The sequence below is a fragment of the Paracoccus aminovorans genome (genome assembly GCF_001546115.1).
In the GTDB taxonomy this organism is placed as follows: Bacteria; Pseudomonadota; Alphaproteobacteria; order Rhodobacterales; family Rhodobacteraceae; genus Paracoccus; species Paracoccus aminovorans_B.
In genome coordinates this window covers 583,742-610,055 of record NZ_KQ955208.1, presented here as the reverse complement: position 1 = coordinate 610,055, position 26,314 = coordinate 583,742, and the positions used below count along the sequence as shown (strand labels likewise).

The window sequence follows — 26,314 nt, the reverse complement described above, 5'->3', positions numbered from 1 at the left end:
CGAAAGGCCTGAAATCAATGGGTCTGGAGCCTAGAGCTCCCGGCTGGCGGTTTGCGACAGGACAAGCGCCGTGGGCAGCGGCTCGGCCAGGAAATCCGCCTCGACCCGCAACGCCGCGGCCAGCAGGCGGCGATATTCGGCGCGCGGAATGGTCTGCCCGCCCATCGAGGCCAGGTGCGGATTGGGATATTGCGTGTCCCACAGCGTGAAGCCGCAGCGCGCCAGATGCTCGGAGATCCAGATCATCGCAGCCTTCGAGGCATTGGGCCGGCGCGAGAACATGCTTTCGGCGAAGAAGGCGCCGCCCAGCACCAGGCCGAACATGCCGCCGATCAGGCGGTCGCCCTCGTAGATCTCGATCGAATGGGCGTGGCCCATGCGGAACAGCTCTTGATAGAGCGCGAAGAGCTGCGGGTTGATCCAGGTCTCGGGTCGGTCGGCGCAGCCGCGCACCACGCCGGCGAAGTCGCGGTCGATGCTGGCCTGCCAGCCGCAATGCCGCAGGAAGCGCCGCATCGAGCGCGAGACATGCACGCCGCCCACCGGCAGGATGCCGCGCAGGCCGGGCTCGAACCAGTAGAGCTGCGGGTCCGCGGCCGAGCCCGCCATCGGGAAGACGCCCCGGGCATAGGCGGCCAGCATGGCGCCGGCCGTCAGGCCGCCGCTCATGCCCGGGCTGCCGGTCGCCGTCCCGCCATGGTCAGGTGCTGGCCATCTCGGCCAGCCAGCGTTCCAGCCAGTGGATCGAGTAATCGCCGCGCTGGATGTCGGGGTTCTCCAGCAGGGCGTGGAACAGCGGGATGGTGGTATCGACGCCGTCCACGATCAGCTCGTCCAGCGCCCGGCTGAGCCGCGCCAGCGCCTCGGGCCGGTCGCGGCCATGCACGATCAGCTTGCCGATCAGGCTGTCGTAATAGGGCGGGATGCGATAGCCGTCATAGATCGCGCTGTCCATCCGCACGCCCAGGCCGCCGGGGGCATGATATTGCGAGATCTTGCCGGGCGAGGGGGTGAAGTTCGGCAGCTTCTCGGCGTTGATGCGCACCTCGATGGCGTGGCCGTTGATCTTCAGGTCCTCCTGGCGGAATTCCATCTCGGCGCCGGCGGCGACCAGGATCTGCTGGCGCACCAGGTCGACGCCGAAGATCGCCTCGGTCACCGGATGCTCGACCTGAAGCCGGGTGTTCATCTCGATGAAATAGAACGCGCCGTCCTCGAACAGGAACTCGATGGTGCCGGCGCCGCGATAGCCGAGCTTGGCCATGGCATTGGCGCAGATGCCGCCGATCTCGGCGCGCTGCTCGGGCGTGATGACCGGGCCGGGCGCCTCTTCCAGCACCTTCTGGTGGCGGCGTTGCAGCGAACAGTCGCGCTCGCCCAGATGGACCGCGCGGCCGCGGCCGTCGCCGAAGACCTGGATCTCGATATGGCGCGGGCGCTGCAGGTATTTCTCGATATAGACCTCGTCATTGCCGAAGGCGGCTTTCGACTCGGCCCGGGCGGTGCGGAAGGCGTTTTCCAGGCTCGCCTCGTCCAGCGCCACCTTCATGCCGCGGCCGCCGCCGCCGGCGGTGGCCTTGATGATGACCGGATAGCCGATCTTGGCCGCCACGGCCTTGGCCGAAGCCACGTCCGGCACGCCGCCGTCCGAGCCGGGAACCACCGGGATGCCCAGCGATTTCGCGGTTTCCTTGGCGGTGATCTTGTCGCCCATGATGCGGATATGTTCGGCCGAGGGGCCGATGAAGGCGATGCCGTGATCCTCGACCATCTGCACGAAGCCGGCGTTTTCCGACAGGAAGCCATAGCCGGGGTGGATCGCCTGGGCGCCGGTGATCTCGCAGGCCGAGATGATCGCCGGTTGCGACAGGTAGCTTTCGGGCGAGGGCGGCGGGCCGATGCAGACGGATTCGTCGGCCATGCGCACATGCATCGCGTCGGCATCGGCGGTGGAATGCACCGCGACGGTGGCGATGCCCATCTCGCGGCAGGCGCGGATCACGCGCAGCGCGATCTCGCCGCGGTTGGCGATCAGGATCTTGTCGAACATCTGGCCGCTCACTCGACCACCATCAGGGGGGCGCCGTATTCGACCGGGCTGCCGTCGTCGACCAGGATGCGCTTGACGGTGCCCGAACGCGGCGAGGGGATGTGGTTCATGGTCTTCATCGCCTCGACGATCATCAGCGTCTCGCCTTCCTTGACCTGCTGGCCGATGCTGACGAAGGCATTGGCGCCGGGCTCGGGCGACAGATAGGCGGTGCCGACCATGGGCGAGGTGACGACGCCGGGCAGGCTGGCAGGATCCTCGCTCGCGGCCGGGGCGGCGGCGGCGGTCGAGGCTGCGGCAGCGGCGGCGGGTGCGGGCAGGGCGGCCGGGGCGGCGGCGACGGTCTGGACGATCTGCTTTTGCTGCTTCGACAGGCTGACGGTCAGGCGGTCGTTTTCGTCATATTCGCGCTTGACGGTCAGCTCGGTCAGCTCGTTGCGGTTGAGCAGTTCGGCAAGGGCCTGGATGAAGGCGACATCGCCTTCGTGATGGCGCTTTTCGTGACCAGCTTCTTTGGAATCGTCGCTCATGCCGTCCTCTGGATGTCGTTCATGGGGCCGCGTTCTCTGCGCGGCGGCTGCGGGGCTTATAAACCGGACTACAACCCGAGGGAAAGGGTTTCGCCGTCTAGCGCCGGCGTTTCCAGCGCCGGTGGACCCAGAACCACTGCGCCATATGCGCGCGGACCAGGCGCTCGAGATCGTCGTTCAACGCCTGCATCATCGCCGCCGGATCGCTGTGCGGGATCGGCGCGCCGACCTCGACGCGGAAGCTCAACCCGTCGGGCTGGCGGATGCCGGCGACCGGCACGACCAGCGCGTCGTAGCGGATGGCAAGCTCGGCCGGGGTCAGCACGGTCCTGGTGGGCAGGCCGAAGAAGCGCAGCTCGGCGCCGTGGTCGTCGAACTGGTCGAACCCCAGCGCCATCCAGCCGCCGCCCTTGAGAAAGCGCAGCATGGCGGCCAGTCCCGCGCGGCCGCGCGGGAACATCGGCTCGGCGATGGCGCGCATGGCGGGGATGTAGTGGCGGTTAAACGCCTCGTTGTTCATCGGCCGGTAGAGCGCACCGACCGGCCAGCCGCGCCCGGCCAGGGCCGCGCGCATGGCGTCGTAATTGCCGAAATGCGCCACCGCCAGGATCACCGGCCGGCCGGCCTGGGCCGCCTGCTCCAGCGCGGCAAGGCCGGGGCCGGTCAGCGGGTCGGCGGCGTGGATGCGGTCGACGAATTCGGCGCCGGAATAGATCTCGGCCAGCGAGCGGCCGGCGTTTTCCGGCACCGCGCGCAGCAGGTGGCGCAATTCGGCGGGCGAGAGATCGGGCCGGGCCATGGCGAGGTTCGTGCGGATGCGCTGGCGCCAGCCGGCAAGCGGGCCGAGCACCCAGGCGAAGAACCAGCCCATGGCCGGAATGCGGCGTTCATAGGGCAGGGCGCGCGCCAGCCCCATGATGGCCAGGAAAGCGCCGTTTGCGATGCGGTCGCGCAGGGGCACGGGCTCGGGTGTGTCGGTATCGCTCATCGCGGTCCTGCTCAACCGGCCCGGTTCATCGCGCGGGCCTCGCGCATCCAGACATAAAGGCCGGCGCCGACGATGATCAAGGCGCCGGTGACGGTCCAGAGATCCGGCAGGTTGCCCCAGAAGAGCCAGCCCCACAAGCCCGCCCAGATCAGGCCGGTATAGCCGAAGGGGGCGATGGCGGCGGCCTCGGCGAGCGCGAAGGCGCGGATCAGCAGCGCCTGGGCCACGGTGCCGAAGATGCCCAGCAGCGCGAAGGCCCACAGGTCCCCGGCCGCGATCGGCTGCCAGAAGAACGGCACCGCAAACGAGGCCAGCACCGAGCCGACCAGCGCCGACCACAAGACCGAGGTCGCGGTGGAATCGCTGCGGGCGATGCGGGTCAGGATGGCGCCGGCGGCATAGGTGCAGGCGCCGATCAGCGGCAGCACGGCGGCGGGCTGGAACACGCCGGCGCCGGGCCGGATGATGATCAGCGCGCCGCAAAGCGCCGCCGCGATGCCCAACGCCCGGCGGATGCCGATGCTTTCGCCCAGAAACAGCGCGGCGCCCAAGGTGATGAGCACCGGGTTGATGTCCATGATCGCCGTGGCCTCGGCCAGGCCGATGAATTGCAGCGAACTGAAGAACAAGAGGATCGAGCCGAGCTGCGTCACGCCCCGGAACAGCTGCACCACCGGCCGGCGCGTGGCGAGCGCGCTGCGCAGCCGCGGCGCCAGCACCAGCGCCACGATGGCGAGATTGGCGACGAAGCGCACCCAGACCACCTGCACCGGGTGATAGCGCGTGGCGAGGTATTTGCCGGTCGCATCCATCAGCGTGAAGGTGAAGATCGCCATGAGCAGCAGCAGGATGCCGGTAAGCTGCGTCGCGCGGCCTGGGTTGCCCGGAGCGGCGATGATCGGCGGCAGGGTGGTCTGGGGCGGTGTCATGCGGGTCTCCCCGCGTCTTATGCCTGTGGCGCGGGCCGGGGTCCATGGGGGCGGTCGCGCCGGGCGGAGCGGGCGCGATGGGTATTTGGAAAACAGAGAAGGCCGGGGCCTGGGCCGCGCGGGCGGTTTGGGTATTTGGAAAACGGAAAGCGGCGGAAGGGCCGCGCCGATGCGGGGGGCGCGGCCCTTGAAGGTCAGTCGAGCAGGCGTTTCGCCAAGGCGACGGTATCCTCGGCGGTGATGCCGAATTCCTTGTAGAGCGTCGGCGCCGGGGCCGAGGCGCCAAAGCCGGTCATGCCAATGAAGCCGGCTTTCTTTTCCTTGCCGCGCTCGCCCAGCAAGAGCCAGTCCCAGGGTTGGCGCACCGCCGCCTCGATGGCGATGCGGACCGGGCCCTTGGGCAGCACCTGGCGGCGATAGTCCTCGGGCTGGTCGCGGAACAGCTCCATCGACGGCACCGAGACGACGCGGGTCGGGATGCCCTTGGCTTCCAGCGTCTCGCGGGCGGCGACGGCGATTTCCACCTCGGAGCCGGTGGCCATCAGGATCACCTGCGGCTCGCCCGAGGCCTCGCGCAGGACATAAGCGCCTTTCGCGGTCAGGTTCTCGCCCGCGGTCTCGCGCAGCAGCGGCAGGTTCTGACGCGACAGCGCCAGCACCGAGGGGGCGGAATCGTTCGACAGCGCGATCTCCCAGGCCTCGGCGGTCTCGACCAGGTCGCAGGGGCGGAAGGTCAGCGTGTTGGGCGTGGCGCGGCAGATCGCCAGGTGCTCGACCGGCTGGTGGGTCGGGCCGTCCTCGCCCAGGCCGATGCTGTCATGGGTCATGACATAGACCACCGGCAGGCCCATCAGCGCCGACAGCCGCATGGCGCCGCGGGCGTAGTCGGTGAAGCACATGAAGGTGCCGCCATAGGGGCGCAGGCCGCCATGCAGCCAGATGCCGTTCATCGCCGCCGCCATGCCGTGTTCGCGGATGCCGTAATAGACATAGCGGCCGGTGCGGTTTTCCGGCGTGAAGGCGCCCAGATCCTTGGTCTTGGTGTTGTTCGAGCCGGTCAGGTCGGCCGAGCCGCCGAGGGTTTCGGGCAGTTCGGGGTTGACGGCTTCCAGCACCATTTCGCTGGCCTTGCGGGTCGCGACCTTGGGCTTGGCGGCCAGCGCCTGTTCCTTCAGCGCGGCGATGGCCGGGGCGAGGCGCGGGTTCGGCTCGCCCGAGATGCGGCGGGCGAATTCGTCGCGATTTGCCGCGGCATCGACCCGGGCGGCCCAGGCCTCGCGCGCGCTGCGGCCGCGGGCGCCGATGGCGCGCCAGTCGGCCAGGATGTCCTCGGGGATGACGAAGGGGCCGTGCTCCCAGCCAAAGGCGGCACGGGCGGCGGCGATCTCCTCGGCGCCCAAGGGCGAGCCGTGGGCGCCCGAGGTGTCCTGTTTCTTCGGCGCGCCGAAGCCGATGATGGTCTTGCAGGCGACCAGCACCGGGCGGTCGTCCTTGCCCGAGGCGGCATCGGTCAGCGCGCGGTCGATGTCGGCCGCGTCATGGCCGTCGCAGCTGAGCGTGCGCCAGCCCGAGGCCTCGAAGCGCTTCAGCTGGTCGGTATTGTCGGACAGCGATACCCTTCCGTCGATGGTGATGTCGTTGTTGTCCCAGAGCACGATCAGGTTTCGCAGCTTCTGGTGGCCGGCCAGCGCGATGGCCTCCTGGCTGATGCCCTCCATCAGGCAGCCGTCGCCGGCGATGACCCAGGTCTTGTGGCTGCACAGGTCGGCGCCGAACTGGGCGCGCATGGCTTCCTCGGCCATGGCCATGCCGACCGCGGTGGCGATGCCCTGGCCCAGGGGGCCGGTCGTGGTCTCGACCCCCTCGACATGGCCGTATTCCGGGTGGCCGGCGGTGATCGCGCCCCATTGGCGGAAGTTCCTGATCTGGTCGAGGCTCATCTGGTCGTAGCCGGTCAGGTAGAGCGTGGCATAGATCAGCATCGAGCCATGGCCGGCCGACAGCACGAAGCGGTCGCGGTCGAACCAGTTGGGCGCCGAGGCGTCGAACTTCAGGTGCTTGCCGAAAAGCACGGTGGCGACGTCCGCCATGCCCATCGGCATGCCGGGATGGCCGGAATTCGCCGCCTCGACGGCGTCCATGGCTAGGGTGCGGATCGGGGTGGCAAGGCGCCAGTGGGCGGGATCGGCCTGGCGGCGGGCGGCGATGTCCATGGGGAAAATCCGTGCTGTTGGAGGGCGGCACGTCCTGATAGGCAGGAGCCGGCGCGGTTGCAACCCCGCCTTGGAGCGCGCGGGACGGTTTGGCATGGTGGACAGGACGGCGATCATCGGCTTCCGGCAGGACCGGATCGGCGCGCGGCTGATCTGCCTTCTGAACACGCTGCGGCTGGCGCGGAAATTCGGCGTCCCCGGCCGCTACCTGTGGCTGTCGCAGCCCGACGGCCCCTATCCCGAGCTAGACGATCCGCGGCATTTCCTGACCGCCGAATTCGTCGCCGCCCATATCGAGATCGTGGCCGAGGCGCCGTCCCGCGCGGGCTTGCAGAACGTCCGCGCCGTGGCGCCGGGCATGAATGTCCAGGGCTTCGCCCGCGCCCTGGCCGAGGGGCGGCGCTATGAATGCGACAGCATGTCCGAGGTGGTGCGCTTCATCGACGAGGATGCGGCCGCGGTCGCGGCCGAGATGCGCGCCGTGGCCGCGGACCTGGCGCTGACGCCGCGGCTGGGCCGGGCGCTTGCCAGGGCGCGGCGGGTCATCGCCCGGGCCGGGGGCGGTGCGCCGGTGGCGATCCATGTCCGGCGCGGCGACATCCTGGACGGCGATCCCTGGTCCTATTCCTCATGGGCGTCGAAATACGTCCCGGACGAGTTCTTCCGTGCCTTCATCGCCGCCCATGACGGGCCGGTGATCGCCTTTTCCGACACGCCCGCCGCCGTCGCGCATCTGCGCCAGGGCGATCCCCGGGTGCTGCTGGCGGCGGATTTGCTGGACACCGCCGCGCTGTCGCCGGCCGAGCGCGACCTGCTGGAGCTTCTGCTGATGGCCGGCTGCGCCGAGGTCGGGGCGCCGAGCCACAGCGCCTTTTCCCGCGCCGCCGCGGTCGTCGGCGGCTGCCGGATCCTGGCGCTGCCGCCGGACCTGCCCGATGCCGCGCGCCGCGCGGGCTTCGATGCGGTGCTGGAGCGTGTCATCGCCCGGCCCGACAGCTTCTTCGCCCCGGGCGACCTGGCGCAAAGCGCCGCCTATGCCGCGCGCCATGCCGCCAGCGTCGGGCGCGGCAGCGAATTGGTCGATGCGCTCGCCGACCGCCGCGAACTGCTGGCGCGGTTCCCGTTCCTGTATCGCGAACTCGCCGCGACCGCCTGGAGCGCGGGGCGCAAGCAGAAGGCGCGGCGGCTGGCGCGGCAGGGGTTGGAATCGCCGCTGATCCGCAACCGCGACAAGCCGCTGTGCCGGCAGGTGCTGCTGGTCAGCGAGACCACCGACCCGGACCAGCTGGGCGCGGCCTTCGTCAACATGGTCTTTACCGGCCATGCGGCCGAGGGGCCGATCATGCCGGCCTTGGGCCTGCGGCTGCTGTCGGCGGACGGCAAGACCGCGCGGATGCTGGGCTTTGCCCCCGCGCTGCTGCCGCTCTACGCCCAGCCCGATGCGCAGGGCGGGCCGGGCCAGGTGTTGCCGCTGTGGGCGGTGCGGATCGACTGGTTCGAGTTCATCCGCGACCCCGGCCTGCAAAGCGAGGCGCTGAACTGGCCCGACATGTGGCGCAAGATGCGGCCCGCCGCCGAAGGGCTGGCTAAGGTCGAGGCGGCACTGGCGGCCGGCACGCCCCCGGCCCAGCCCGACGCGGCGGCGGCGGCGCGGCTTGGCTTCTGCGCCTCGGTCCTGCGGCTGCACGGCCGGCTCAAGCGTGCCATGGCGCTGCTGGAATGGCTGGACGCGGCGCGGCCGGGCGACTTCCTGACCGCCAAGCGGCTGGCGGACGCCTGTTTCGCCGCCGGCAACCGCAAGGCCGGCTGGCGCTGGCTGAACCTGGCGCAGGCGCGGGCGCCGGACCATGCGCTGCTGCTGCTGTCCCACGCGGTCCGCGCCGCCGAACAGGACGAACCCGAGCGCGCCGCCAAGGCGCTGGCCGAGGCCGAGGCCGCTTGGCCGGGCCTGCAACTGGAGCGCAGCGTCAGGCGCGCCGCGCGCGAGCTTCTGCCCGCGAAATCCTGAGCCGGCGCCGCAAATCCGGGCGCCGGGGCGACGGTTTCCGCCGCCGCGCGAAAAGATTTGCCAAGACGGCGCAAGCGCGCGCAACATGCCAATAAAACCAGACCATTGAGGGAGATGACCATGGCAAGCCCCGCAAGATCGGCCGTCGACCCGGTCGATGAGATCCTGCCGCCCCTGCGCATGACCACGCTGGGGTTGCAGCACGTGCTGGTCATGTATGCCGGCGCGGTCGCGGTGCCGCTGATCGTCGGCCGGGCGCTGAAGCTCTCGCCCGAGGACGTGGCCTTCCTGATCTCGGCCGACCTGTTCTGCTGCGGCGTGGCGACGATCATCCAGAGCCTCGGCGTCACGCGCTGGTTCGGCATCCAGCTGCCGGTGATGATGGGGGTGACCTTCGCCTCGGTCGGGCCGATGATCGCCATGGCCAATGCCTATCCCGGGCCGGACGGGGCGCGGATGATCTTCGGCGCCATCATCGGCGCCGGCATCATCGCCATGCTGATCGCGCCGCTGATCGGGCGGATGCTGAAATTCTTTCCGCCGCTGGTCACCGGCACCATCATCCTGGTCATCGGCGTCACGCTGATGCGGGTCGGGATCAACTGGATCTTCGGCAATCCAGTCGGGCCCACCGCGCCCAAGGTGGTCGATCCGGTGGCGGCCGGCTGGCTGAACCAGCTGAAGGACCTGGCCGGCACCGGCGTCGTCCCGGCCCTGCCCGAGGGCTTCGCCCCGGCGGCGAGCGTGCAGAACCCGCTTTACGCCCGGCCGGTGAACATCGCGATTTCCGGCGTGGTGCTGCTGGCGATCCTGCTGATCGCGCGCTTCGGCCGCGGCTTCGTCGCCAATATCGCGGTGCTGCTGGGCATGCTGATCGGCGCGGTGCTGACCATCGTCCTGGGCCAGATGACCTTCGAGAAGGTGGCCGAGGCGCATTGGTTCGGCATCGTCACCCCCTTCCACTTCGGGGCGCCGATCTTCGATCCGGTGCTGATCCTGACCATGGTGCTGGTGATGATCGTGGTGATGATCGAATCGACCGGCATGTTCCTGGCCCTGGGCGAGATGACCGGGCGCGAGGTCACGCCGCGCCGGCTGTCGGCCGGGCTGCGCACCGATGGCCTGGGGACGCTGATCGGCGGCATCTTCAACACCTTCCCCTATACCTCGTTCAGCCAGAACGTCGGGCTCGTGGGCGTCACCGGCATCAAGAGCCGCTTCATCTGCGTCACCGGCGGCGTGATCCTGATCCTGTTCGGGCTGGTGCCGAAGATGGGCGCGGCGGTCGAATCGCTGCCGACGGCGGTCCTGGGCGGGGCCGGGCTGGTGATGTTCGGCATGGTCGCCGCGACCGGCATCCGCATCCTGTCGACGGTGGATTTCGCCGGCAACCGCAACAACCTTTTCGTGGTCGCGGTCTCGCTGGGCTTCGGGATGATCCCGCTGATCGCGCCCGATTTCAAGCAATGGATGCCGCATGCCATCCATCCGCTGATCGAATCGGGCATCTTGCTGGCCACCATCGCCGCCGTTTTGCTAAACGCCTTTTTCAACGGCACCGGCGCCGGCAGCGTCGAGGAGGCCAAGCGCGCCGCCAGCATGGCCGATCACTGATCGGCGGGGCCGGGCGGCTCGCCCAAGGGGCGGATGCGTAGCCGGGTGATCCGGTTCTCGCGCCGGGCCACGACCTCGAAGCGGCAGCCGTGAAAGGAGAATACCTGGCCCGGCGTCGGGATCGACTGGGCCATGTGAATCACCAGGCCGGCGACGGTATTGGCCTCGTCGTCGGGCAGCGACCAGTCCAGCGCCCGGTTCAGGTCGCGGATGGTCATGGCGCCCTCGACCAGGTAGTCGCCGCGCGCATCGCGCACCAGCGTGGCCAGGGCATCGGTGTCATGCTCGTCGGTGATCTCGCCCACGATCTCCTCGAGGATGTCCTCGAGCGTGATCAGACCGCGCAGGCTGCCGTATTCGTCGACGACCAGCGCAAAATGCGTGCGCCGCTTCAGGAATTCGCGCATCTGCTCGTCCAGCGTCGTGGTGTCGGGGACGAAATAGGGCGGCATGGCGATGGTCATCACGTCGAAGTCGCGCAGCGCCTCGGGGCCGCGTTCCTGCAGGGCCCGGCGCACGCCGCGCAGCAGGTCCTTGGCATGGATGACGCCGACCACGTTCTCGCGCTCGTCGAGAAACACCGGCAGCCGGGTGTGCGGGCTTTTCAGCACCAGGTCCAGCACCGCATCGGGCGGCAGCCGCGCGTCGATCATCTGGATGTTCGAGCGGTGCAGCATGATCTCGTCGACCGCGCGTTCGGCCAGGTCCAGCGCCCCCAGCAGCCGGTCGCGGTCCTCTTTCTGCACCGTGCCGCTGGATTGCGCGATGGCAAGCGCCCCGGCGATTTCCTCATGCACCGAGAAGACATGCCCCGACTGGTCGGCGCGCAGCCCGAAAACCGCCAGGATGCCGCGCACCACCAGCCGGACCACCGCGACGACCGGCGTCATCAGCCGGGTGAAGACCGAAATCGGCCGCGCGACGCGGCTGGCCAGGTCCTCGGGCGCCAGGATGGCATAGGTCTTGGGCAGCACCTCGGAAAAGATCAGCACCAGGACGGTCATCACCACCGTCGCCGCCGCCACGCCGCTGGAGCCCAGCAGCCGGGTGAACAGCGCCGTCGCAAGGCTGGCCGACAGGATGTTGACGACATTGTTGCCCAGCAGGATCGAACCGATCAGCCGCTCGCTGTCCTCGGTCACCTGCAGCGCGCCCTGCGCCCCGGCGTCGCCCTTGTCGGCGCGGGAGCGCAGCTTGGCGCGGCTCGAGGCGGTCAGCGCGGTCTCGGAGCCGGAAAAGAACGCCGACAGCGCCAGCAGCACCAGGATCGCCGCGCCGGTCAGCCAGAAGGTCAGGTCCAGTCCGCCCGCACCGACCGGGGGCGGCGAGGCTGCGGCTGCGGTGGCGGCGGTCGTGGCGGCGGCCGATGCGGTCATGGTTCCTTTCCGTTCCGGCGGCCGCGCGCCAGCGGGTGATGCTTCAGCACCAGGTCGCGCATGCGGCTGTCCAGCACATGGGTATAGATCTCGGTCGTGCCTAGGTCGGCATGGCCGAGCAGGGTCTGGATGGCGCGCAGATCGGCGCCGCCCTCCAGCAGATGGGTGGCGAAGGCATGGCGCAGCACGTGCGGCGAGACGCGGGCCGGATCGATCCCCGCCGCCAGCGCCAGCTGGCCCAAAAAGCCGTTCATCGCCTGCCGGGTCATATGCCCCTCACGCGAGGCGGCGGGGAACAGCCAGCGCGCGCCCTTGCCGGCGACCAGCCGGCCCAGGGCGCTGTCCTCGGGCGCATTGTCGCGCAGATGCAGCCAGGCCGCCAGCGCCGCCCGGGCCGGATTGCTCAGCGGCACCATGCGCTCCTTGCCGCCCTTGCCGCGGATCAGCAGCAGCGCCGGGTCGCCCCGGCAGGCGCCGACCGGTAGCGCGACCAGCTCGCTGACGCGCATGCCGGTGGCATAGACCAGTTCGATCAGCGCCAGGTTGCGGGCGCGTTCGGTGTCGTTGCGGCCCAGGCGCGGCAGGGCGTCGAACATCGCCTGCACCTCGGCGCGGTCCAGGACCTTGGGCAGGCGCTGCGTCCGGCCCGGGCCGCTGATGCGGCCGGCCGGGTCGTCCTCGCGCCAGTCCTCCTCCAGCGCGAAACGCATGATCTGCCGGATCGAGGACAGCCGCCGCGCCCGCGTGGCCCGCGATAAGCCCTGCGCGTCGCAAAAGGACAGGTAGTCCTCGATCCCCTCGCGCGGCACGGTCAGCAGCGTCAGCCCGCGCGCGGCAAGCCAGTCGGCGAAGTCCTTGAGGTCGCGGCCATAGGCCAAGAGCGTGTTCCGCGCCGCCCCCGCTTCGGCCGATTGCGCGTCCAGAAAGGCCGAGATCCGGCCCTGATCGCCCAAGCCCTGGCCCGCCTGCGCCATGGCTCAGGGCGTCCCGCCGCCCGGCGCGGGCAGGATGACCGGCGCCAGCACCAGTTCCACCATGGCCTGCCGGGCGATGTCCTGCTGGCCCAGCACCCGCAAGACCCGAAGCCCGCGCGCCGCGCGCGGCAGGTCGCCGTCAAGCCCGGCGTCGGTGTCGGCGATGGCGGCCAGCAGCGCCTCGCCGCGCTTGTCGGCCAGGATCAGCTGCGCCGCCTCTTGCGGCACGTCCTTTTCCGAGGGACCCAGGAAGGCCGGGAACAGCACCGCCGCGCGGTCCTCGCCCTCGCCGGCGGGGGGGGCGCTTTCTGGCTCGCCCCCGGCAAAGCGCAGGAGCCAGGCGTCGAATTCGGTCGCGTCGGCGGGCGGATCGGTCATGACCTGCGGCTGGCCGGCCTGCAGCGCCAGCCACAGCGCGCTGCGGCCCGGCGCACCGTCAAGGCCCATGGCCGCGGTCTCGGCCCCGACCATCTCGGCCAGCGCCGGGCCAAGCCCGGCCGCGGCCATGGCGTCGAAGGCCGGCGGCAGCGCGGCGGCGGTCGCACTGGTGTCGCGCACGGCCAGCGCCTGCGCCAGATTCTGCACCGCCGCCGCCCGGTCCCAGACCCCGCCCGAGGCGGCGGGCTTCTGTTCCAGGTAGATCGTGCGCAGCTGCGAGGCCGGGATGGCGCCGGCCCGCGCCAGCCGCTCGGCCGCGTCCAGCCGCGCCTTCCAGCCGCCGTTCTGGTCCAGATCCGCCAGCGCAAAGGCCAGCGGCAGCGCCGACGAGGGCAGCGGCTGGCCGATCGCCTCGTGCAGGCGCAGGTCCAGGGGCGTCACCACCTGCGGCGGCGGCAGCTCGTCGGTGCTGTCGGCATAGCTGTCGTCCAGGTAACGCGCGAGCAGCGCCGCCATCTGCGGGTCGATCCGCCCCAGCGCCTCGGCGCCGTGGAAGACCAGCGCGGCGGCGGTCCAGTCGCCGCCGAGCGCCAGGCAGAAGATCCGCGCCGGGAAGCTGGGCGCGACGCCCGGGGTGCGGTCCATGGTCTCGCAGGCCTGGGCCTCGTCGCCGGACAGCAGGGCGATGTCGAAGAGCCGGCGAAAGCGTTCGGGATCGCCCGGGCCGGCGGTCTTGAGCAGCTCCTTGGCGGCGCCGGTCGCGCCCATGTCCAGTAGCTTGTCGACCCGGGCCAGGAACAGCCCGCCCTCTTGCCCGGCTTCGGCGCTTGGCGCGCGCAACTGGGCCGCCAGCAGCCGCCGTTCGAGCCGCCGCATGGCCGGCAGGCGCGGGTTCGAGGCGCGGATCAGCCGGATCAGCACCGCCGAATCGCTGGTGCCCCACAGGCCCGCCGGCAGGCCGGCGGCGCGGGGCGAGACGGTGCCCTTGCCGTCGGGATTGCCTTCGCCCAGCCGGGTGACGCCGACCGGCTCGAAGCCGCCGCTGGCGGCGATGTCGCGTTTGGTCTTGCGTTTCAGCTCGGGCGGGCGCGGGTCGCCGGGGCGCCAGGACGAGATGTTGTCGGGCTGCTGCACGCTGCCCGACAGCCAGTCGCTGGCCGAAAGCGGCGGCTTGGCGGCGGCGGGCAGGGCCAGCCCGGCCAGCAGCGCCAGCGCCAAGGCAAGGCGGCGCTCAGTCGAGGTCATCTTGTCCCGCATCCGTGCCCGCGGTCGCGGTTGCCGTCGCGGCAGGGGCGGTCGCGGGGGCGGTCCCGGCGGCGGTTTCCGCCGGCAGCGCCGGCACCGGCGCACCCAGGTCCAGCTCGACCGGCGTGCGCATCTCGCGCGGGTCCGAGGTCATGTCGCCGAAATAGGCGTAGCCGGCCAGTCCTGCCAGAATCAGGATCACCAGAATCACCACCAATTTCAAAACTCGCATGAAAAATGCCCTTTCCGCCTCGATCATATGCCGGTCTCACGCCGGTTCGCGCGAAATATATATGGCATTTCCCGAAAGATCACGCCATCAGTCACAGCCGTTGCGAATGAGGGAATCCGGTGGGGGTGATGCGGCGGAATATCGTGCTGATCGGGATGATGGGGGCGGGCAAGACCGCCATCGGGGGCGAGCTTGCGCGCCGCTTGCGCCGGCCGTTCGCGGATACCGATGCCGAGATCGAGCGCGCCGCCGCCATGACCATCCCCGAGATCTTTGCCCGCGACGGCGAGGATTTCTTCCGCGCCCGCGAATCCGAGGTGCTGGGCCGGGTGCTGGCGACCGGCAACAGCATCGTCTCGACCGGCGGCGGCGCCTGGATGCGGGTCGAGAACCGCGAGCGCATCGGCGCGCATGGCGTCTCGGTCTGGCTGGACTGCGACCTTGACACGCTGTGGCACCGGGTCCGGCACCGGCCCACGCGGCCCCTGCTGCAGACCGCCGACCCGCGCGGCACGCTGGAGCGGCTGCTGGCCGAGCGCGGGCCGGTCTATGCGCTGGCCGACATCCGCGTCCCCGCCCGGCGCGGCGACAGCATCGAGGAGACTGCCACCCGCGCCCTGGACGCGATCCGGGCGCATGATCCCGGCATTCTGGAGGGACAATGAGCATCGAAACCGTGCGCGTCGACTTGGGCGCGCGTTCCTATGACGTGCGCATCGGCCAGGGCCTGCTGGACCGCGCCGGCGCCGAGATCACGGCCTTGGCCGGGCAGCGCCGCGTCGCCATCCTGACCGACGAGACGGTGGCCGCGCGCCATCTGGCCGGCTTGCAGGAGTCGCTGGCCCGCGCCGGCATCGAGGCGCCGGCGCTGGCGCTGCCGGCGGGCGAGGCCACGAAAAGCTGGTCGCGGCTGGGCGATGCGGTGGAATGGCTGCTGGCGCGCCGGATCGAGCGCAAGGACCTGGTGATCGCGCTTGGCGGCGGCGTCATCGGCGATCTTGCCGGCTTTGCCGCCGCGATCCTGCGCCGGGGCGTGCGCTTCGTGCAGATCCCGACGACGCTGCTGGCGCAGGTCGACAGCTCGGTCGGCGGCAAGACCGGCATCAATAGCCCGCATGGCAAGAACCTGATCGGGGCCTTTCACCAGCCGGCGCTGGTGCTGGCCGACATCGACGTGCTGACCACGCTGAGCCCGCGCGATTTCCGCGCCGGCTACGGCGAGGTGGCGAAATACGGCCTGCTGGGCGACGAGGATTTCTTCGAATGGCTCGAGGCCAATGCGGCGGGGCTGGCCAGCGACGCGGGCCTGCGCCAGCATGCCGTGCGCCATTCCGTCGCCATGAAGGCCGGCATCGTCCAGCGCGACGAGACCGAGCAGGGCGAGCGGGCGCTTCTGAACCTGGGCCATACCTTCGGCCATGCGCTGGAATCGGCGACCGGCTATTCCGACCGGCTGCTGCATGGCGAGGGGGTGGCGATCGGCTGCGCGCTGGCCTTCGAGCTGTCGGCGCGGCTGGGCCTGTGCAGCCAGGAGGCGCCCTCGCGCGTCGCGGCGCATCTGGCCGCCATGGGCCTGCCCTCGCGCATCGCCGACATTCCAGGCGATCTGCCGGATGACGAGGCGCTGATCGGGCTGATGGGCCAGGACAAGAAGGTGCAGGACGGCCGGCTGCGCTTCGTGCTGGCGCGCGGCATCGGCCAGGCCTTCGTCACCGACGCCGTGCCGCCCGAGGCGCTGCGCGCGGTGCTGGCTCAGTCGCGGGCCTGATCCGCGCGCTCGCGCTCCTCGCGCTCGGCGTCGGGCAGCAGGCCGGCATCCTCCAGCCCCTCGCCATGGCCGGTCTGGCCGCGCGGCTCGGCCGGGCGGTCCTCGCGCGGGATGCGGGGCGGCACCGCCTCGTCATGGCCGAGCTTGGCGTCGCGGTCGCGGCGCAGCGCCGCCCGGCCCAGCATCAAAAGCGTGATGGGCGTCGTCGCCATGATGAAGATGCCGATCATCACCTCATGCACCACGACCCGGCCTTCCAGCAGGGTGAACATCAGCATCGAGGCCAGCACGATCAGCAGCGTGCCATAGCTGTAGCCCAGCGTCGGCGCGTGCAGCCGCTGGTAGAAGCTTTTCAGCCGCACCAGCCCCAGCCCGCCCAGCACCGTCAGCGAGGCGCCGGTGACGACCAGCAGCGCGATCACGACCGCGGCCCAGGGCGGCAGCTGTTCCAGGTGCCTCATTCGATCACCTCGCCGCGCATCAGGAACTTGGCGGCGCAGACCGTGGCGACGAAGCCCAGCACCGCGATGACCAGCGCGCCCTCGAAGAAGAAGACATTGCCGTTGACCATGCCGATGACCAGGAACAGCAGCATGGCGTTCATGTACATCGTATCCAGCGCCAGCACCCGGTCCTGGGCGCGCGGCCCGCGCAGCATGCGCCAGCAGGCCAGCGCCAGGGCGAGGATCAGCGCGATCTGGGCATAGCCCAGCGCGAAGCGGAGGATTTCGGAGCTCATTCGAAAATCTCCATCAGCAGGGATTCGTAGCGGTCGCGGATCAGGGTCTGCCAGTCGTCCTCGCTGCGCAGGTCGAGGACATGCAGCAGCAGGCGGCCGTCCTCCTGCTCGAACTCGATCCAGGCGGTGCCCGGGGTCGCGGTCAGGATGATCGCCAGCACCGCGATGGCGTTCGGGTCGCGCAGCCGCAGCTGCAGCTCGACGAAGCCCGAGTGATAGGCCGGGTGGTTCGGCCCCAGCAGCAGGACCCGCGCCACGGCGATGTTCGAGCGCAGGATGTCCCGGGCCACGATCCCCATCAGCAGCGGGATCGCCGACCAGCGCCGGAACTTGGGCCGGGGCGGATGCAGGTGCTCGACCGCCCAGCCGGCGGTCAGCGCGATCACCGTGCCCAGAGCCAGGTTGCCCAGCGAAAAGCTGGTCAGCAGCAGCCACATCAGCACCAGCACGGCCGAGAGCACGGGATGCGGGACGGCGCGGGTCATTGCCGGACCTCCGCCTGCGGCTCGGGCGTATCGGCGACGGTCGGGTCGGGGGCGCTGTTCTGCGCCGGCGCGGCGCGCACGTCCTGCGCCCCGGCCAGCACCGCCTTGCGATAGACGCCGGGCTCGAGCAGCGCCATGGCGGTGGCGCGGGTATAGTTCATCACCGCGTCGGCGCGCACGGTCTGCAAGCCGATCATCACCAGCAGCATGACCACCGGCACCACCTCCAGCGCCAGGATGCGCGGCGTCGGCCCGCCTTCCGCCCAGAAGCGGCGGATGCCGAAGCGCATCAGCGCGATCAGCGCGCCCAGGCCGGACAGGATCAGCATGGCGGCATAGATCCACAGGATCACCGGCAGCACGCCCGAGGCATTCAGGTTGTCGCGGATCGCGCCTTGCAGGATGGCGAACTTGCCGATGAAGCCCGGCAGCGGCGGCAGGCCGGCGATCATCGCCGCGACCAGCGCGAAGCACACCGCCATGGTCAGCCAGCTGACCGTGCGGGTGCTGGCCGGGGCGCTCATGTCCTCGACCGTGTCGAGGCCCATCGGCGCCCAGCGTTCGCTGAGCGGGTCGGCGTCGTCTTCGAACCTGGCGTTGTCGTCGCCGCCCTCGTCGCCGCGGCTGACCGGCTCGGCGATCAGGAAGAAGGCCGAGATCGCGGCGGTCGAGCCCACCAGGTAGTAAAGCGCGCCGCCCAGCATCAAGGCCCCGCCGCCGGCCTGGGCAAAGCCCACCGCCGAGAGCACCGTCCCCGAGGAAATGATCGCGATATAGCCGCCCTTGCGCACCAGCTCGGGCGTGCCGAGGATGCCGATCATGCCGAAAGCCATGGTCAGAAGCCCGCCGATCATCAGCACCGGCGCGCCGAACCCGGCCGAGGGCCCGGAATCGGGGCCCAGCACCAGCAGCGACAGCCGCAGGATGACATAGATCCCGACCTTGGTCATGATCGCCATGATCGCCGCCGCCGGCGGCGAGGCCGCGCCATAGGTCGGCGGCAGCCAGAAGCACAGGGGCCAAGCCGCGGCCTTGATCAGGAAGGCCAAGCCCAGGAAGGCGGCGGCGGTGTGGAACAGCATCCGCTGCGCATCGTCCAGCCAATAGAGCGCGCGGCCGATGTCGGCCATGTTCAGCGTGCCGGTGGTGCCATAGACCAGCGCCACCCCGATCAGGAAGAACAGCGAGGCCGCCAGGTTTACCGCGATGTAATGCAGCCCGGCCTTGATGCGCTCGGGGCCCGAGCCGTGCAGCATCAACCCATAGCTTGCCGCCAGCATGACCTCGAAGAAGACGAAAAGGTTGAACAGGTCCCCGGTCAGGAAGGCGCCGTTCACCCCAGCCAGCAGGAACTGGAACATGCTGTGGTAATGCTGGCCCTTGCCGTGCCAGCCGGCGGCGGCATAGATCAGCGACGGCCCGGCCAGCAGCGCGGTCAGCATCACCATCATCGCCGAAAGCCGGTCCAGCACCAGCACGATGCCGATGGGCACCGGCCAGTCGCCCAGGCGGTAAAGCCCGACCACGGTGCCGGCGTGGTCGCTGGCGGATTTCACGTCCGCCATCAGCTCGACGGAGGCGAGGAAGGTCAGGCCCACCGCCACCAGCCCTATCAGCAGCTTGGTCTGGCGGTTGCGGTCGTTGTAGAACAGCATGATCGCGCCGGCCAGCAGCGGGACCAGGATCGGCGCCACCATCAGGTGGTCGGGGCTCATCGTCTCGGGGTTCATGACTTGCGCTCCCGCCCGTCGACATGGTCGGTGCCGCTGACGCCGCGCGCGGCGATCATCACCACCAGGAACAGCGCCGTGGTGGCGAAGCTGATGACGATGGCGGTCAGCACCAGCGATTGCGGCAGCGGGTCGGCATAGGCGGTCGGATCGACGAAACCGCCCTTGGGCATGATCGGCGCCGCGCCGACATAGAGCCGGCCCATGGCGAAGATGAACAGGTTGACGCCATAGGCCAGCAGACACAGCCCGACGATCACCTGATACGAGCGCGGGCGCAGCAGCAGCCAGACCCCGGAGCCGACCAGAACGCCGATGGCAAGGGCAAGGATCAGCTCCATCAGGCGGTCTCCTCGGCAGGCATTTCGGAGGGCATTTCGGGGGCGGATTCGGATGTCTCGACCGGGCGGGCGCGCGGCGCGACGCGCAGCGACTGGTGGGCGATGGCGATCAGCATCAGCACGATGGCACCCACGACCAGCGAGAACACCCCGAGATCGAACAGCATCGCCGTCGAGAAGGGCACCTTTCCGATCACCGGCACGTCGATGTATTGCGCATGCGCGCTGAGGAAGGGATAGCCGAAGACCCAGGCGCCGGCGCCGACCGCCATGGCGATCACCAGGCCGGTGCCCATCCAGCGCACCGGCAGCACGGTCAGCCGCGCCTCGACCCAGCGCACATTGGCGGCGACATATTGCAGCAGCAGCCCGATCGCCAGCGTGACCCCGGCCGCGAAACCGCCGCCCGGCAGGTCATGGCCGCGCACGAAAAGATAGGCCGAAAGCGCGATGATCGGCGCAAACATCCATTGCATCAGCAAGCCGGGCACGAAGAGATAGGCTTCCAGAGCCTGTTCCTCGGCATCGAGCTGCGGGCGCGGCCGCTCGACGCTTTCCGGCGCCGGGCGGAAGCGGCGCAGCAGCGCATAGACCGTCAGCCCGACCACGGCCAGCACGGTGATCTCGCCGAAGGTGTCGAAGGCGCGGAAATCGACCAGGATGACGTTCACGACATTGGTGCCGCCGCCCTCGACATAGGCGTTGCGCAGGAACCAGTCGCCGACCGAGGCGCCGGGCCGCGTCAGCAGCACGGCCAGCGCCAGCGCCGTCATGCCGGTGCCGCAGGCGACCGCGATCAAGAGGTCGCGAAAGCGCCGCGAGCGGGCCGAGAAATTGTTGTCTCCGGTGATCTCCTCGTCGCGCTTGGGCAGCCAGCGCAGGCCCAACAGCAAGAGCGCGGTGGTCGCGATCTCGACCAGCAGCTGGGTCACGGCCAGGTCGGGGGCCGAAAGCCAGACGAAGGTGGCGCAGGTCACCAGCCCGGCGCCGCCCATCAGGATCAGCGCGGCGAAGCGGTGATACTTGGCCTGCCAGCCCGCCCCCAGCGCGCAGGCGCCGCCGACCAGCCACAACAGCGCGAAGACCAGCTCGCTGGCGCCGATGCCGGGCAGGGGCACGTTCCAGTCCAGCGGACCGACCGCGAACCAGGCCCCGGCCAGGGCCAGCAGGACCATGGCGCGCAGCTGCGCCTGCAACCCGTTCGCCGACAGCACCCGCACCAGCAGGCGCGGCGCGCGGATGGTGCCGAATTGCAGCAGCCAGTCGAAGCCGCGGGCGAAATCCAGCGCCCGCATCCAGCGCGGGCCTTCCTCGCCGGTATCGATCAGCCGGCGCGGCAGCAGGTAGAGCAGCGCGCCCAGCGACATGGCGATCAGGCTCATGACCAGGGCAGGGGTGACGCCATGCCAGATCTTCAGGCTGAAATGCGGCAGTTCGGGGCCGACGACGGCAATGCTGGCGGTCTCGAGCCAGGGGCCGAGCACCTGTTGGGGAAAGATGCCGATGGCCAGGCAGCTCGCCACCAGCACCGCGACCGGCAGCCGCATCAGAAGCGGCGGCTCATGCGGTTCCTGCGGCAGGTCCTCGGCCTTGGGACCGAAGAAGACGGTGACGATGAAGCGCAGCGAATAGGCGGCGCTGAACGCCCCGGCCAGCACGGCGACATAGGGCGCCAGGTTGTCGAGCGGGCTGCCGTTGTTCCAGACATAGGTCGCCTCGAAGAACATCTCCTTGGACAGGAAGCCGTTCATCAGCGGCACGCCGGCCATCGAGGCCGAGGCGATGATCGCCAGCGCCGCCGTGACCGGCATGGCGCGCGCCAGGCCCGACAGGCGGCGCATGTCGCGGGTGCCGGTCTCGTGGTCGATGATGCCGGCGGCCATGAACAGCGAGGCCTTGAAGACCGCATGGTTCACGATGTGGAACACCGCCGCGATCAGCGCGAAGGGGCTGCCGATGCCGGCCAGCGCGGTGATGAGGCCCAGGTGGCTGATGGTGGAATAGGCCAGCAGGCCCTTCAGGTCATGGCGGAACAGCGCGACCACCGCGCCCAAGAGCAACGTCGCCAAGCCGATGCCGGTCACCAGTTGGAACCACTCGCTCGTCCCCCCCAGCGCCGGGTGGAAGCGCAGGAGCACGAAGACACCGGCCTTCACCATGGTCGCGGAATGCAGGTAGGACGACACCGGCGTCGGCGCCGCCATGGCGTTCGGCAGCCAGAAATGGAACGGGAACTGCGCCGATTTGGTGAAGGCGCCCAGCACGAACAGCAGCAGCAGCACCGGATAAAGCCGGTGCGCGGTAATCTGCGGCCCCGCCGCCAGCACCTTGTCGAGGTCGTAGCTGCCGGCGATCTGGCCGATCAGGATCATCGCCACCATCAGGCAGAGCCCGCCCGAGGCGGTGACGATCAGCGACAGCCGCGCCCCGTCCCGCGCGTCCTGGCGCTGGAACCAATAGCCGATCAGCAGGAAGGAGATCAGGCTGGTCAGCTCCCAGAACACCACCAGCATGATAATATTCCCGGACAGCAGCAGGCCGGACATGGCGCCGGCAAAGGCCAAGAGGCAGGAATAAAGCCGCGGCACCGGGTCGTCCGGCCCCATGTAATAGCGCGCGTAAAGGATGACCAGGAAGCCGATCCCGGCCACCAGCACCATGAAAAGCCAGGAAAACCCGTCGATGCGGAAGGTCAGGTCCAGCCCGACCGAGCTGACCCAGCGGAAGGTGCCGGTGATGACCCCGCCCTCGGTCACGGCGGGGTAGAGCACCGCCAGGATGGCCAGGGCCAGCAGCATGGTCAGCCCGGCGAGCCAGGCCTCGGCATTGCGGGCGCCGATGGGCAGGGTGGCCGCCAGGGCGGCCGACACGAAGGGCGTCAGAACAAGCAAGAGCAACAGGTTCTGTTCGACCATCGGCGTCCTTATCGGGTTCGGGGTTGCAGCCGATCATAGCCGCCGGACCCGGGAAAACACAACTGACCCGGTCGGGAAAAACGCCCCGAATCCGCAGGTTCATGCAATTTTTATCGCGCGCGAGGCGGCCGGGCGTCAGGCGCCGCGGATCCGCGTCACGTCCTGCACCTGGCCCCCGGTCAGCAGCAGTTCGACCGGCAACGGGTGGCTGATGAAATAAAGCGGGCTCGCCGTCGGGCCATAGGCGCCGCAGGCATGGATCGCGAGCAGGTCGCCCGGTTCCAGCCGCGGCAGCAGGACGCCGCCGCCGAGCTTGTCGATCGAGGTGCAGAGCGGGCCGGAAATATCCTGCTTCTCCTCGGGGCGGGCGCCGTTTTCGTCGCCGCCGACGCGGTGCATGACGTAATTGCGCCGCAGCACCATGCCGAAATTGCCCGAGGCCGCCAGGTTGGCGTTGAGCCCGCCGTCGCAAATGGCGATTCGGCTGCCGCGCGACTGCTTGACCGCGATCACCCGGGTCACGAACCAGCCCGCCGGCCCGACGAGGTAGCGGCCCAGCTCCAGCACCAGCCGGGTGCGCGGGAAGCGCGCGGCGAAGGCATCGAGCTCGGGTCCGATGTCGGCCGCGATGGCGGCCAGGTTCAGCGCGTTGTCGCCGGGATGATAGGGAATGCCCAGGCCCGAGCCGAAGATCAGCTTCTCGGGCGTCAGGTCCAGCGCGGCGCAGGTCTCGGCAAAGACCTGCATGAAGATGCGCCAGTTCTCGCAGATCGCCTCGGGCTTCAGGCATTGCGTGCCGGAATAGATGTGCAGCCCGATCAGCCGCAGGTTCGGCAGGGCGGCGATGCGGGGCAGGGTCTCGGCCGCCTCCTCGACGTCGATGCCGAAGGGGCTGGGGCGGCCGGCCATTTGGTCGCCGAAGCCCTTGGGCACCCGTGCCGGCGCCAGCCGCACCAGCACCGGCTGCACCACGCCCAGCTCGGCGGCGATGGCATCGGCCAGTTCCGCCTCGCCCAGGCTTTCCAGCACCAGCTCGCCCAGGCCCCCGGCGATGGCGGCGCGCAGCTCGGCCTCGCGCTTGGCGGGGCCGGTGAAGCTGATGCGCGCCGGTTCCCAGCCGGCCTGCCGGGCCAGCTCGAACTCGCCGCCCGAGGAGATGTCCAGCGTGTCCAGCCGGTCGCGCATCCAGCCCAGCAGGCTTGGGTTCGGGTTGCTTTTCACCGCGAAGCTGACGGCGAACCAGCGGCCGAAATGGGCGCGCAGATGCGCCAGCCGCGCCTCGGCCGTGTCGGTGGAATAGACATAGGCCGGCGTGCCGAAGCGGTCCGCCGCCTCGGCCAGCTGCCGGTCCAGCGCCTGCGCCTCAAAGGCTGTCGGCATAGGCCAGGATCGCGTCGATGGTGTCGAAATTGTCCAGCGTCACGTCGCCGGGCTGGACATGGGCGCCGGTCTGCCCCTCGACAAAGGCGATCAGCCCGACCATCGAGACCGAATCCAGCATCCCGGTCGAGAACAGCTCGGTCTCGCCGTCGATGGGTTCGTCGATGTTCAGCTCGCGCTGGATATAGGAGATCAGGGCGTCCTTGGTCAGACTCATGCTGTCATGCCTTCTGTAGGTCTTGCGCGGCGGCTGCCTTGGCGGCCGAGATGATGGCGGGGCGGTCCAGCTTGCCGCTGGCGGTGCGCGGCATGGCACCGTCCCAGGCATGCAGACGCTGCGGACGCATGTAATGCGGCATGGCGCGGGCGCAATGCGCGGAAAGCTGGCCTTCGTCGCCCTGCGGCAGATAGGTCACGGCGACATGCACCGCCTGGCCCAGCTCGGCATCCTCGACGCCCCAGGCGACCACGTCTGACACCAGCCCGCTTTGCGAGATCGCATCCTCGACCTCGGTCGGCGACAGGCGGAAGCCCAGCGTCTTGATCATCTCGTCCATGCGGCTGACGAACCACAGGTCGCCGTCCTGATCGACGCGCACCAGATCGCCCGACCAGACCACCGGCGCGTCGCCGATCAGATGCGCGAGCTCGGGGCAGGGACGGATCTTTTCGGCCGTCACCTCGGGCTTTTCCCAATAGCCCATGCTGACCAGCGGGCCGGCATGGACCAGTTCGCCCTGTTCGCCGGGGCCGGCGATCCCCTCGCCGCGCTTGACGGCGAAGACCTGCGCGTTCGGGATTTGCTGGCCGATCGAGCCCATCTTGGCCGCGAATTTCGCCGGCGGCAGGTAGGTCGAGCGGAAGGCCTCGGTCAGCCCATACATCAGGTAGATGTCGACGCCCGGGAACACCTGGGGCAGCAGTTCCAGGATGTTCGGGGGGATCTTGCCGCCGGTATTGGTGATGCGCTTCAGCGCCGGCAGTTCGACCGGGTTCTCGACCAGCAGGCGCACGATCTGGTTCCACAGCGGCGGCACGCCGGCGATGCCGGTCACGCCCTCGGCCTTGGCCATGCGCATGATCTCGGCCGGCATGGTCAGCGGCTGGTGGACCACGGTGCCGCCCAGAAGCAGCATGGTGGTCAGCTGGTTCAGCCCGGCGTCGAAACTGTAGGGCAGCACCGAAAGCAGCCGGTCCGTCTGATCCAGCCCCAGATATTCGGCCACCGAGATGGCGCCGACCCGGATATTGCGGTGCGACAGCATCACCCCCTTGGGCGCGCCGGTCGAGCCCGAGGTATAGATGATCATCGCCAGCCCCAGCGGGTCGGATTCGTCGGGCGCGGAGCCGCTGTCGGCCGGCAAGGCCGACCACGGGTCCGCGCCCTGGACAAGACCCTCGGCCTTGCCCTGAACAAGAAAGGCGGTGTCGGGCGGCAGGGCGTGTTCGCCCGCGAGCCCGGCCAGCGCATTGCGCGGCCCGATCACCGCGCGCGCCCGGCAGTCGCGGGCGACATAGGCCAGCTGCGCCGGCGTCCAGCGGATGTTGACGTTCACCACCACCGCGCCGGCCTTCCAGGCGCCGAACATGGCCGCGACCTCGTCGATGCCCTTGCGCAGATGCACGATCACCCGGTCGCCGGGCCGGATGCCGCGGCCGCGCAGCCAGTCGGCGATACGCCCGGCCTCGGCCGCCAACTCGGCGTAGGTGACGCTGCGGGCCTGGTCGATGGCAGCGGTCTTGCCGGCGCGCAGGGGCAGGTTGTCGGCCAGCATGGCCCACATGGCGCGGTCGAAGTCGTCAGTCATTCCCGGTTGCCCTTTTCTCGGCGGTCCGCGCCGTGCCTTGCTGCGTCGTGTCCTGCGGCGCCTTGCCCTTCGCAGCCGTCGCGCGTTTCGCCGGCCGGTCCGCGGCAAAGATCGGCAGGCTGGGATAGATCTTGGCCGGAGAGCCGATCACCACCGAATCCGGGGGCACGTTGGTGGTGACAGCGGTATTCGCGCCGATGCGCACCCGGTCGCCGATGCGGATCGGCCCCAGCACGCAGGAGTTCACGCCGATGAAGACGTCGTCGCCGATGACCGGCGCGCCGGGGCGCATATTGGTGCCGATGGTGACATTGTGCATCACCCCGCAGCGGTCGCCGATCACCACGTCGGGGTGGATCGACAGCGAGCCCTCGGCATGGATGATGTGGAAATCCGCGCCGATGCGGACCTGCGGCGGGATCCAGACCTTGGTGACGTTCAGAATCAGCAGCTTCATCAGCGCATAGGGCTTGGTCGCAAGCCAGCGCAGCGCCGGGTTCCGCAGCCCGATCGCCCAGCGACCATAGCGATAGATCGCCAGAGAGACGAAGGCGGGCTCGGCCAGCGAACTGCCGTGTCTGCGATAATCTTCCCGGAGGGTCTTGAACATC

Annotated in this window: 24 protein-coding genes; 4 read left to right on the top strand and 20 right to left on the bottom strand. The window is 69.7% G+C overall.

Going from position 1 to position 26,314, the window contains the following annotated elements; all coding sequences use genetic code 11:
• Positions 1 to 30: 30 nt before the first annotated feature.
• The 6 genes from aat to tkt all read right to left on the bottom strand — a co-directional run bounded on the left by aat (position 31) and on the right by tkt (position 6,710).
• Positions 31 to 669 carry a leucyl/phenylalanyl-tRNA--protein transferase gene (gene aat, locus ASV56_RS03110; protein ID WP_062560752.1) on the bottom strand — a complete coding sequence of 213 codons (639 nt, stop codon included), beginning with the start codon at positions 667 to 669 and terminating at the stop codon, positions 31 to 33.
• A 31-nt stretch (positions 670 to 700) separates the two neighbouring features.
• Complete coding sequence (gene accC, locus ASV56_RS03105) at positions 701 to 2,050, bottom strand: acetyl-CoA carboxylase biotin carboxylase subunit (protein WP_062560751.1); 1,350 nt, start codon at positions 2,048 to 2,050, stop codon at positions 701 to 703.
• An 8-nt stretch (positions 2,051 to 2,058) separates the two neighbouring features.
• The gene (gene accB / locus ASV56_RS03100) at positions 2,059 to 2,580 is read right to left on the bottom strand and encodes an acetyl-CoA carboxylase biotin carboxyl carrier protein (protein ID WP_062560750.1); all 522 of its coding nucleotides are present in this window, start codon (positions 2,578 to 2,580) and stop codon (positions 2,059 to 2,061) included.
• A gap of 97 nt (positions 2,581 to 2,677) precedes the next feature.
• Positions 2,678 to 3,568, bottom strand: a complete 891-nt coding sequence (locus tag ASV56_RS03095) for a lysophospholipid acyltransferase family protein (RefSeq protein ID WP_062560749.1) — start codon at positions 3,566 to 3,568, stop codon at positions 2,678 to 2,680.
• A gap of 11 nt (positions 3,569 to 3,579) precedes the next feature.
• Positions 3,580 to 4,497 (bottom strand): DMT family transporter, encoded by a 918-nt coding sequence (locus ASV56_RS03090; protein ID WP_062560748.1) that lies wholly within the window; start codon positions 4,495 to 4,497, stop codon positions 3,580 to 3,582.
• Positions 4,498 to 4,691: 194 nt separating this feature from the next.
• Positions 4,692 to 6,710: a transketolase gene (tkt, locus tag ASV56_RS03085; RefSeq protein WP_062560747.1), complete on the bottom strand. Its 2,019-nt coding sequence runs from the start codon at positions 6,708 to 6,710 to the stop codon at positions 4,692 to 4,694.
• A gap of 94 nt (positions 6,711 to 6,804) precedes the next feature.
• On the opposite strand from tkt, the gene ASV56_RS03080 reads away from it, so the two are divergent.
• Together ASV56_RS03080 and ASV56_RS03075 are read left to right on the top strand one after the other, a co-directional pair.
• The gene (locus ASV56_RS03080; protein ID WP_062562213.1) at positions 6,805 to 8,718 is read left to right on the top strand and encodes a hypothetical protein; all 1,914 of its coding nucleotides are present in this window, start codon (positions 6,805 to 6,807) and stop codon (positions 8,716 to 8,718) included.
• A 120-nt stretch (positions 8,719 to 8,838) separates the two neighbouring features.
• Positions 8,839 to 10,332, top strand: coding sequence for a nucleobase:cation symporter-2 family protein (locus ASV56_RS03075; RefSeq protein ID WP_062562212.1), 1,494 nt, complete (start codon positions 8,839 to 8,841; stop codon positions 10,330 to 10,332).
• Here the strand turns inward: ASV56_RS03075 and ASV56_RS03070 are convergent.
• Genes ASV56_RS03070 through ASV56_RS03055 form a run of 4 tightly spaced genes read right to left on the bottom strand, consistent with a single transcriptional unit; the run spans position 10,326 to position 14,564 of the window.
• A complete protein-coding gene (locus tag ASV56_RS03070) occupies positions 10,326 to 11,708 on the bottom strand; it encodes an HlyC/CorC family transporter (RefSeq protein ID WP_253879846.1) in 1,383 nt (460 codons plus the stop codon). The genes ASV56_RS03075 and ASV56_RS03070 overlap by 7 nt on opposite strands.
• Entirely contained in the window at positions 11,705 to 12,682 is a 978-nt protein-coding gene (locus ASV56_RS03065) for a site-specific tyrosine recombinase XerD (RefSeq protein ID WP_062560746.1), read from the bottom strand. The genes ASV56_RS03070 and ASV56_RS03065 overlap by 4 nt, the downstream gene beginning before the upstream one ends.
• A gap of 3 nt (positions 12,683 to 12,685) precedes the next feature.
• Positions 12,686 to 14,305 (bottom strand): hypothetical protein, encoded by a 1,620-nt coding sequence (locus tag ASV56_RS03060; protein ID WP_062560745.1) that lies wholly within the window; start codon positions 14,303 to 14,305, stop codon positions 12,686 to 12,688.
• The gene (locus ASV56_RS03055) at positions 14,292 to 14,564 is read right to left on the bottom strand and encodes a hypothetical protein (protein WP_253879844.1); all 273 of its coding nucleotides are present in this window, start codon (positions 14,562 to 14,564) and stop codon (positions 14,292 to 14,294) included. Before ASV56_RS03055 ends, ASV56_RS03060 begins: the two co-directional genes overlap by 14 nt.
• Positions 14,565 to 14,665: 101 nt before the next feature.
• On the opposite strand from ASV56_RS03055, the gene ASV56_RS03050 reads away from it, so the two are divergent.
• Both ASV56_RS03050 and aroB read left to right on the top strand, forming a co-directional pair.
• Positions 14,666 to 15,202 carry a shikimate kinase gene (locus ASV56_RS03050; protein ID WP_062560744.1) on the top strand — a complete coding sequence of 179 codons (537 nt, stop codon included), beginning with the start codon at positions 14,666 to 14,668 and terminating at the stop codon, positions 15,200 to 15,202.
• Entirely contained in the window at positions 15,199 to 16,305 is a 1,107-nt protein-coding gene (aroB, locus tag ASV56_RS03045) for a 3-dehydroquinate synthase (RefSeq protein WP_062560743.1), read from the top strand. Before ASV56_RS03050 ends, aroB begins: the two co-directional genes overlap by 4 nt.
• Here aroB and mnhG read toward each other — a convergent pair.
• From mnhG to ASV56_RS02995, 10 genes are all read right to left on the bottom strand, one after another.
• The gene (gene mnhG / locus ASV56_RS03040; protein ID WP_062560742.1) at positions 16,290 to 16,766 is read right to left on the bottom strand and encodes a monovalent cation/H(+) antiporter subunit G; all 477 of its coding nucleotides are present in this window, start codon (positions 16,764 to 16,766) and stop codon (positions 16,290 to 16,292) included. The genes aroB and mnhG overlap by 16 nt on opposite strands.
• Entirely contained in the window at positions 16,763 to 17,044 is a 282-nt protein-coding gene (locus ASV56_RS03035) for a K+/H+ antiporter subunit F (RefSeq protein WP_062560741.1), read from the bottom strand. Before ASV56_RS03035 ends, mnhG begins: the two co-directional genes overlap by 4 nt.
• Complete coding sequence (locus ASV56_RS03030) at positions 17,041 to 17,529, bottom strand: Na+/H+ antiporter subunit E (RefSeq protein WP_062560740.1); 489 nt, start codon at positions 17,527 to 17,529, stop codon at positions 17,041 to 17,043. Before ASV56_RS03030 ends, ASV56_RS03035 begins: the two co-directional genes overlap by 4 nt.
• Positions 17,526 to 19,259: a monovalent cation/H+ antiporter subunit D gene (locus ASV56_RS03025; protein WP_062560739.1), complete on the bottom strand. Its 1,734-nt coding sequence runs from the start codon at positions 19,257 to 19,259 to the stop codon at positions 17,526 to 17,528. The genes ASV56_RS03030 and ASV56_RS03025 overlap by 4 nt, the downstream gene beginning before the upstream one ends.
• The gene (locus ASV56_RS03020) at positions 19,256 to 19,600 is read right to left on the bottom strand and encodes a Na+/H+ antiporter subunit C (protein WP_017997979.1); all 345 of its coding nucleotides are present in this window, start codon (positions 19,598 to 19,600) and stop codon (positions 19,256 to 19,258) included. The genes ASV56_RS03025 and ASV56_RS03020 overlap by 4 nt, the downstream gene beginning before the upstream one ends.
• Positions 19,600 to 22,515, bottom strand: coding sequence for a monovalent cation/H+ antiporter subunit A (locus ASV56_RS03015; RefSeq protein WP_062560738.1), 2,916 nt, complete (start codon positions 22,513 to 22,515; stop codon positions 19,600 to 19,602). Before ASV56_RS03015 ends, ASV56_RS03020 begins: the two co-directional genes overlap by 1 nt.
• Before the next feature lie 135 nt (positions 22,516 to 22,650).
• Positions 22,651 to 23,895: a type III PLP-dependent enzyme gene (locus tag ASV56_RS03010; RefSeq protein WP_062560737.1), complete on the bottom strand. Its 1,245-nt coding sequence runs from the start codon at positions 23,893 to 23,895 to the stop codon at positions 22,651 to 22,653.
• Entirely contained in the window at positions 23,879 to 24,112 is a 234-nt protein-coding gene (locus ASV56_RS03005; RefSeq protein ID WP_062560736.1) for an acyl carrier protein, read from the bottom strand. Before ASV56_RS03005 ends, ASV56_RS03010 begins: the two co-directional genes overlap by 17 nt.
• Before the next feature lie 4 nt (positions 24,113 to 24,116).
• Entirely contained in the window at positions 24,117 to 25,703 is a 1,587-nt protein-coding gene (locus ASV56_RS03000; RefSeq protein WP_062560735.1) for an AMP-binding protein, read from the bottom strand.
• The gene (locus tag ASV56_RS02995; RefSeq protein WP_062560734.1) at positions 25,696 to 26,313 is read right to left on the bottom strand and encodes a serine acetyltransferase; all 618 of its coding nucleotides are present in this window, start codon (positions 26,311 to 26,313) and stop codon (positions 25,696 to 25,698) included. The genes ASV56_RS03000 and ASV56_RS02995 overlap by 8 nt, the downstream gene beginning before the upstream one ends.
• Position 26,314 lies beyond the last annotated feature (1 nt).